This window comes from uncultured Empedobacter sp., from assembly GCF_937930195.1.
Taxonomy (GTDB): Bacteria; Bacteroidota; Bacteroidia; order Flavobacteriales; family Weeksellaceae; genus Empedobacter; species Empedobacter stercoris.
The window spans coordinates 1-5,279 of sequence record NZ_CALGVK010000050.1; the positions used below are offsets into that span (position 1 = coordinate 1).

8 protein-coding genes are annotated in these 5,279 nt (G+C 30.7%); 4 read left to right on the forward strand and 4 right to left on the reverse strand.

The features are described from left to right. Positions 1 to 69: 69 nt before the first annotated feature. From Q0616_RS02740 to Q0616_RS02750, 3 genes are all read right to left on the reverse strand, one after another. A complete protein-coding gene (locus Q0616_RS02740) occupies positions 70 to 726 on the reverse strand; it encodes an SCO family protein (RefSeq protein ID WP_260543713.1) in 657 nt (218 codons plus the stop codon). Beyond that, the gene (locus Q0616_RS02745) at positions 719 to 1,015 is read right to left on the reverse strand and encodes a YHS domain-containing protein (RefSeq protein ID WP_260543710.1); all 297 of its coding nucleotides are present in this window, start codon (positions 1,013 to 1,015) and stop codon (positions 719 to 721) included. The genes Q0616_RS02740 and Q0616_RS02745 overlap by 8 nt, the downstream gene beginning before the upstream one ends. Positions 1,016 to 1,082: 67 nt before the next feature. Then, positions 1,083 to 1,394, reverse strand: a complete 312-nt coding sequence (locus tag Q0616_RS02750; protein ID WP_260543709.1) for a hypothetical protein — start codon at positions 1,392 to 1,394, stop codon at positions 1,083 to 1,085. 202 nt (positions 1,395 to 1,596) lie between these two features. Here Q0616_RS02750 and ppk2 (Q0616_RS02755) point away from each other — a divergent pair, with 202 nt between their 5' ends. The 4 genes from ppk2 (Q0616_RS02755) (at position 1,597) to rplS (ending at position 4,571) form a co-directional block, all read left to right on the forward strand. Next, positions 1,597 to 2,448, forward strand: coding sequence for a polyphosphate kinase 2 (gene ppk2, locus Q0616_RS02755; protein WP_298774912.1), 852 nt, complete (start codon positions 1,597 to 1,599; stop codon positions 2,446 to 2,448). 17 nt (positions 2,449 to 2,465) lie between these two features. After that, positions 2,466 to 3,284 carry a polyphosphate kinase 2 gene (gene ppk2 / locus Q0616_RS02760; RefSeq protein ID WP_298774913.1) on the forward strand — a complete coding sequence of 273 codons (819 nt, stop codon included), beginning with the start codon at positions 2,466 to 2,468 and terminating at the stop codon, positions 3,282 to 3,284. 17 nt (positions 3,285 to 3,301) lie between these two features. Next, positions 3,302 to 4,105 (forward strand): polyphosphate kinase 2, encoded by an 804-nt coding sequence (ppk2, locus tag Q0616_RS02765; protein WP_298774915.1) that lies wholly within the window; start codon positions 3,302 to 3,304, stop codon positions 4,103 to 4,105. Between the two features lie 115 nt (positions 4,106 to 4,220). Next, complete coding sequence (gene rplS, locus Q0616_RS02770; protein WP_171623070.1) at positions 4,221 to 4,571, forward strand: 50S ribosomal protein L19; 351 nt, start codon at positions 4,221 to 4,223, stop codon at positions 4,569 to 4,571. Positions 4,572 to 4,631: 60 nt separating this feature from the next. Here the strand turns inward: rplS and Q0616_RS02775 are convergent. Next, positions 4,632 to 5,279: cupin-like domain-containing protein (locus Q0616_RS02775; RefSeq protein WP_298774917.1), on the reverse strand; the 648-nt coding region annotated here is incomplete at its 5' end.

A 5,279-nucleotide genomic window follows, 5' to 3' on the forward strand; every position in this document is an offset into this window, starting at 1 on the left:
TCATTTTTATAATTATTAATTTTTAATCTGTCCAAACTTTTGGGTGCAGTCTATTGTTGACGCTTTTTATTATTCTGCTAAAAGTTTTTTGATATCTTCTTTTAAATACTCAATTTCAGGATGATGTTCACCTGAAAGGGAAGTCTCTTTACCTTCAGGATCTTTGTAATTTAATCCCGAATAAAACAACATAGGAACGCCTGATTTATTGTATCGACTTCTTATATTTCCTTGTTTATCAACTAAAGCGAGCTTTCCGCTGTGATTTAATCCTTCTGCAGTTGTCTCATCTTTTCCAACATAAATATTAAATTTATCCGAAAGTTGTTCAATCACTTCACGATTTGCTGTCAAATAATGCCAATTCGGTGATTTTACTCCTATTTGTTTTGAATATTCTAACAAACGAGCAGGCGTATCTCGTTTCGGATCAATTGTAACGGAAATAAAGCCAAGATTTGGATTGTTAATTTCATCTTCTATCGAACGTAAATTATGACTCATCACAGGGCAAATCGTAGGACAGCTTGTAAAGAAAAACTCCACAACGTATACTTTTCCTAACATATCCCGATCAGTAATTGTTTGATTATGTTGATTAGTCATCGAAAATGTAGGAACTTTCATCACATTATATAACTTATCTTTTGGTTTATTTTTTAACCAAAAAATAGATCCAATAACGCCTAAAATAATAAGTACAACAGCGATTAATTGTTTATTCATGAATATGTTTTTCAAGATTTTTTAGAAACTCATCTTTACACATTGTCGAACAAAAACCGTAGGTTTTTCCTTCATAATTAGCAGTATCACTTAAATGATCAGCAGTTTTCATCCCGCAAATAGGATCAAATTCATTTACAACAGCAACATCTAATTTCTTTGCTGCTTTCATTTCTTCGTGTGAAACATGTTTTACTTCAAAATCATCTTGTTTTGGTTGTTCTTTGCTACAAGCTGTAAATGTTATTGCTAAAATTGTAAGTGTAAATATATTTTTTAAATTACTCATTTTTAATTGTTTAGTTAATTTTAATTAATTGTTGTCTAAATTTATAGTTCAAATAGATTTTAAAAAATTAAATAATTGGCGGATGAAAAACTAAACGAATAATATAATCAGAATTAATGTCTTGGTAAAAATCAATATGTGATTTATGTTCTTGATAAAAATATGTTTTGGATGATAATAATTGTTGTTGAGGTATAAGCGCATCAAGAACTTTGATCGAATTTTTGACAAAATGATTTTCTGGTAGATTCTTTTCACTTTTAGAAACTTCATCCTTCAGATAGCAAAATCCATTACAAAGTAATTCTGGTTCTTCGCGATTTTCACATAGTTCAGTTGCAATTTTATCATAATTTAAAACATAATCTATCACAGGCATTAAAGGACGAAATGCAATAGAAAATATTAATGATATGAAAAATAGGATACGCAAAAAACTAATTTTATACAAATTTAACCAAATTGGCTGAGGTTGAACATGATAAATTTTATGATTTGAATGGAAAGATTTATCATATTCTTCACTTTTATATTGCTCAAAATTTCTATCTTAAAAAAGATTTTTACAATCTATATTATTTATGAAAAAAAGTAAGATTTCTGATTTTACAACAACCGAAGAGTTAATGCATTTTTTGGTCGAAAATCAAGAAGAAAATACATTATATAAAAATGTTTTGAAGAAATTTGAATATGAAACTGAATTGCTAAAATTACAATCCGAATTAGTCAATCTTCAAAATTGGATTTCAACAGAAAACAAAAAAGTAGCCATTATTTTCGAAGGTAGAGATGCTTCAGGTAAAGGAGGAACAATACGTCGTTTTAGAGAACATCTTAACCCACGATCTATGCGTGTTGTTGCATTAAACAAACCAACAGAAGTAGAGCAAAGTCAATGGTATTTTACGCGTTACATTAAAGAATTGCCAAATGCAGGAGAAATTGTTTTTTTTGATAGAAGTTGGTACAATAGAGCGGTTGTAGAGCCTGTGATGGGGTTTTGTACAGAAAAACAATATGAACAATTTATGGTTCAAGTTTCAGAATTTGAACATATGCTATACGAATCGGGTACACACATTATCAAATTGTGGTTTTCGATTACAAAAGAGGAACAGCAAGCACGCTTTGATTCTCGTTTAAATAATCCACTTAAAAAGTGGAAATATAGCCCTGTTGATGCGAAAGGGCAAGAATTATGGAACGATTTTTCGACTTACATCAATCAAATGTTTTCTCGAACACATAATTCGTTTTCACCATGGATTATTGTAAATGCAAATAATAAAAATTTGGCTCGATTAGAAACGATTCGTTATATTCTATCTTTGTTTAATTACAAGGGGAAAGATGAGTCGAAAGCTGATTTGATGGTCGATCCAAATGTGATTGAACGTTATTATCGAATGGTAAAAGAAATGAATCATTAATTTTATATGTTGATAAAATGGAATTAAAACCGAAGGATTTAAAATTAATCGAAACAAAAAAAGGACTTGTTGGATTATTGCAGTCAGATCATGACCAATTAAATTTTGCAAAAGCATTGCGTACCGTAAAATATGAAAAACGAATCGAAGAGTTACAAGAGGAATTGATTAAACTTCAAACTTGGGTGGCAAATCACAAGAAAAAAGTGGTGATTGTTTTCGAAGGTAGAGATGCAGCAGGAAAAGGTGGTGCTATACGTCGAATTGTGGAACATCTAAATCCTCGAGAACATCGTATTGTCGCTTTACCAAAACCGAATGAAGTTGAAAGTGGACAATGGTATTTTCAGCGTTATGTTCGTCAATTACCACGCGAAGGAGAAATTGTTTTTTATGATAGAAGCTGGTATAATAGAGCTGTAGTTGAGCCAGTTAATGGGTTTTGTACTCAAGATGAATACGCAACTTTTATGAATGAAGTAAATGATGTGGAGAAAATGTGGATTAATTCTGGGATTTATCTAATCAAGATTTATTTTTCCATTACAAAAGAACAACAAATGAAACGTTTTAACGATATTGTTAACTCTCCTATTAAGCGTTGGAAGTATAGTTCTGTTGATCAAAAAGCACAAGATTTGTTCGAAGTTTATTCTGAATATAAAGATAAAATGTTTGAATTAACCCATACAAAAATAGCACCTTGGAAAATAATTGATGCCAATAAAAAATATAAAGCAAGGGTTGAAGCAATGGAATATATTTTGTCTAAAATACCTTATGATGATAAAAATAAACGCATTTTGAAACATCAAAATTTAGAAGTTGAAATATAGTCTTTAAACCTAATACTATGGCAGAATTTGATTTAAGTGATTTAGAGAAAATAAATAATAAACAAGAAATCGTTGATTTTTTAGTTGAACATGATATCATTAAAGAAAAGAAATTCAAAGAACAATTAGCTTACGAAAAAGAGTTAAAGCAACTTCAAGAAAAACTATTGAAAATACAAACCAAAGTTATTCAAGAAGATAAACGAGTTTTAATTATTTTCGAAGGTCGAGATGCAGCAGGAAAAGGAGGGACAATTTCTCGTATTACCGAATTTCTAAATCCTAAAAAATATCGTGTAGAAGCTTTACCAAAACCAACAGAAATAGAAGTGGGACAATGGTACTTTCAGCGATACTTTAAAGAATTGCCAAATGCAGGAGAAATTGTTTTTTTTGATCGTTCGTGGTACAATCGAGCGGTAGTTGAGCCAGTTTTCGGATTTTGTACAGAAGAACAATACAATCGATTCTTGAAACAAGTAAGTGAAATAGAACAACTTTTACAAGAAGACGGAATTATTTTGATTAAAATTTTTCTTTCTATTTCGAAAGATGAGCAAGCAGAACGTTTGCAGGAACGAAAAGAAAATGAGATGAAACAATGGAAGTTAGGAGCATTGGATCAAAAAGCACAAGAGTTATGGGAGGTTTATACCAATTATATTGATAAAATGTTTCAAGAAACTGGAACAAAAGATTCGCCTTGGATAGAAATTGAGACAGATGACAAAAAATCGGCACGAATTGTTGCGATGAAATCTATAATTGCGCAATTAAACAATCAAGTTTATACACACGAATTAATAAAATATCACATATAAAATTAAGAGAATCATTTGTATAATCAAGATTTTTGATTAATTTTGCACACACATTGTTCAACCTCTGACGAAGGACGTTTAAGTTGCTCAATTTAAATAAATTGAAATTATTAAAATGGAAAATTTAGTAAAATACGTACAAGAGAAATACGTAGCTAAAAAAGAGTTCCCAGCTTTCGCAGCAGGTGATACTATTACAGTTTATCAAGAAATTACAGAGGGTGGAAAAACTCGTGTTCAGTTCTTTAAAGGGGTTGTTATCCAAAGAAGAGGACAAGGAACTACAGAAACTTTCACTATCCGTAAAATGTCTGGAGATGTAGGTGTAGAGCGTATCTTCCCAGTAAACATGCCAGCATTACAAAAAATTGAAGTGAACAAAAGAGGTAAAGTTCGTAGAGCTCGTATCTTCTACTTCAGAGCATTACGTGGTAAAAAAGCTCGTATCAAAGACGCTTCTTACTAATAAGTACTTTTTTAGAAGAAATAAAATCCGTTCGATTATTCGAGCGGATTTTTTTATTGGTTAATTTTTAATATTATAAAAACGGTGACTTTTCTTGATTGCCCATTTTTCTTTAAAATGAATCCATTTGATTTGAAATATTTTGCGCATGAATTTATCAGTGTAACGCATAATAAAAACATGATAAACGGTATTCAAGACTTGAAAAAATTCATTCGGAAAAGCACGCAATGACATCGAAAAACCAGCTTCCAAATAACGGTTATAATGCCAATAACCACGCGGAATAAATAAAGCATCGCCGTGATTCATTACAAAATCAAATCCTTTGGCGTGTTTCAAGGCTGGAAATTTTTCATAATCAGGGTGATCGTAATCTATTTCGTAAATCGTATGAACCGAAAGGGGAACTTTGTACAATGCTTTTGATTGTTGAGGTTCGAATAATAAAATGCGTTTGTCGCCTTGAAATTGAAAATGAATAAAATCCGTCATATCTACATCATAATGCATCAAAACTTTTGCCTCACTTCCGCCGAAGAATAAAGTAGGTAATCGTTCAAAATATTTTAACCCAAGGTCTGGATAAGTAAAATTGTTAAGTAATTCAGGAATTTTATCTTTAATAATAAAAAAGAAAATTCTTAAGTCAGAAGGTTGCTTTTTTATTAAATCAACATATTCGTTAAATTTCATGTGTGTGGCAGG

Excerpts from the sequence above, each read along its gene's own strand:
- rplS (WP_171623070.1), top strand. The coding sequence starts at position 4,221 with ATGGAAAATTTAGTAAAATACGTACAAGAGAAATACGTAGCTAAAAAA.
- Q0616_RS02750 (WP_260543709.1), bottom strand. The coding sequence starts at position 1,394 with ATGCCTGTGATAGATTATGTTTTAAATTATGATAAAATTGCAACTGAA.
- ppk2 (WP_298774915.1), top strand. The coding sequence starts at position 3,302 with ATGGCAGAATTTGATTTAAGTGATTTAGAGAAAATAAATAATAAACAA.
- Q0616_RS02745 (WP_260543710.1), bottom strand. The coding sequence starts at position 1,015 with ATGAGTAATTTAAAAAATATATTTACACTTACAATTTTAGCAATAACA.
- Q0616_RS02740 (WP_260543713.1), bottom strand. The coding sequence starts at position 726 with ATGAATAAACAATTAATCGCTGTTGTACTTATTATTTTAGGCGTTATT.
- ppk2 (WP_298774912.1), top strand. The coding sequence starts at position 1,597 with ATGAAAAAAAGTAAGATTTCTGATTTTACAACAACCGAAGAGTTAATG.
- ppk2 (WP_298774913.1), top strand. The coding sequence starts at position 2,466 with ATGGAATTAAAACCGAAGGATTTAAAATTAATCGAAACAAAAAAAGGA.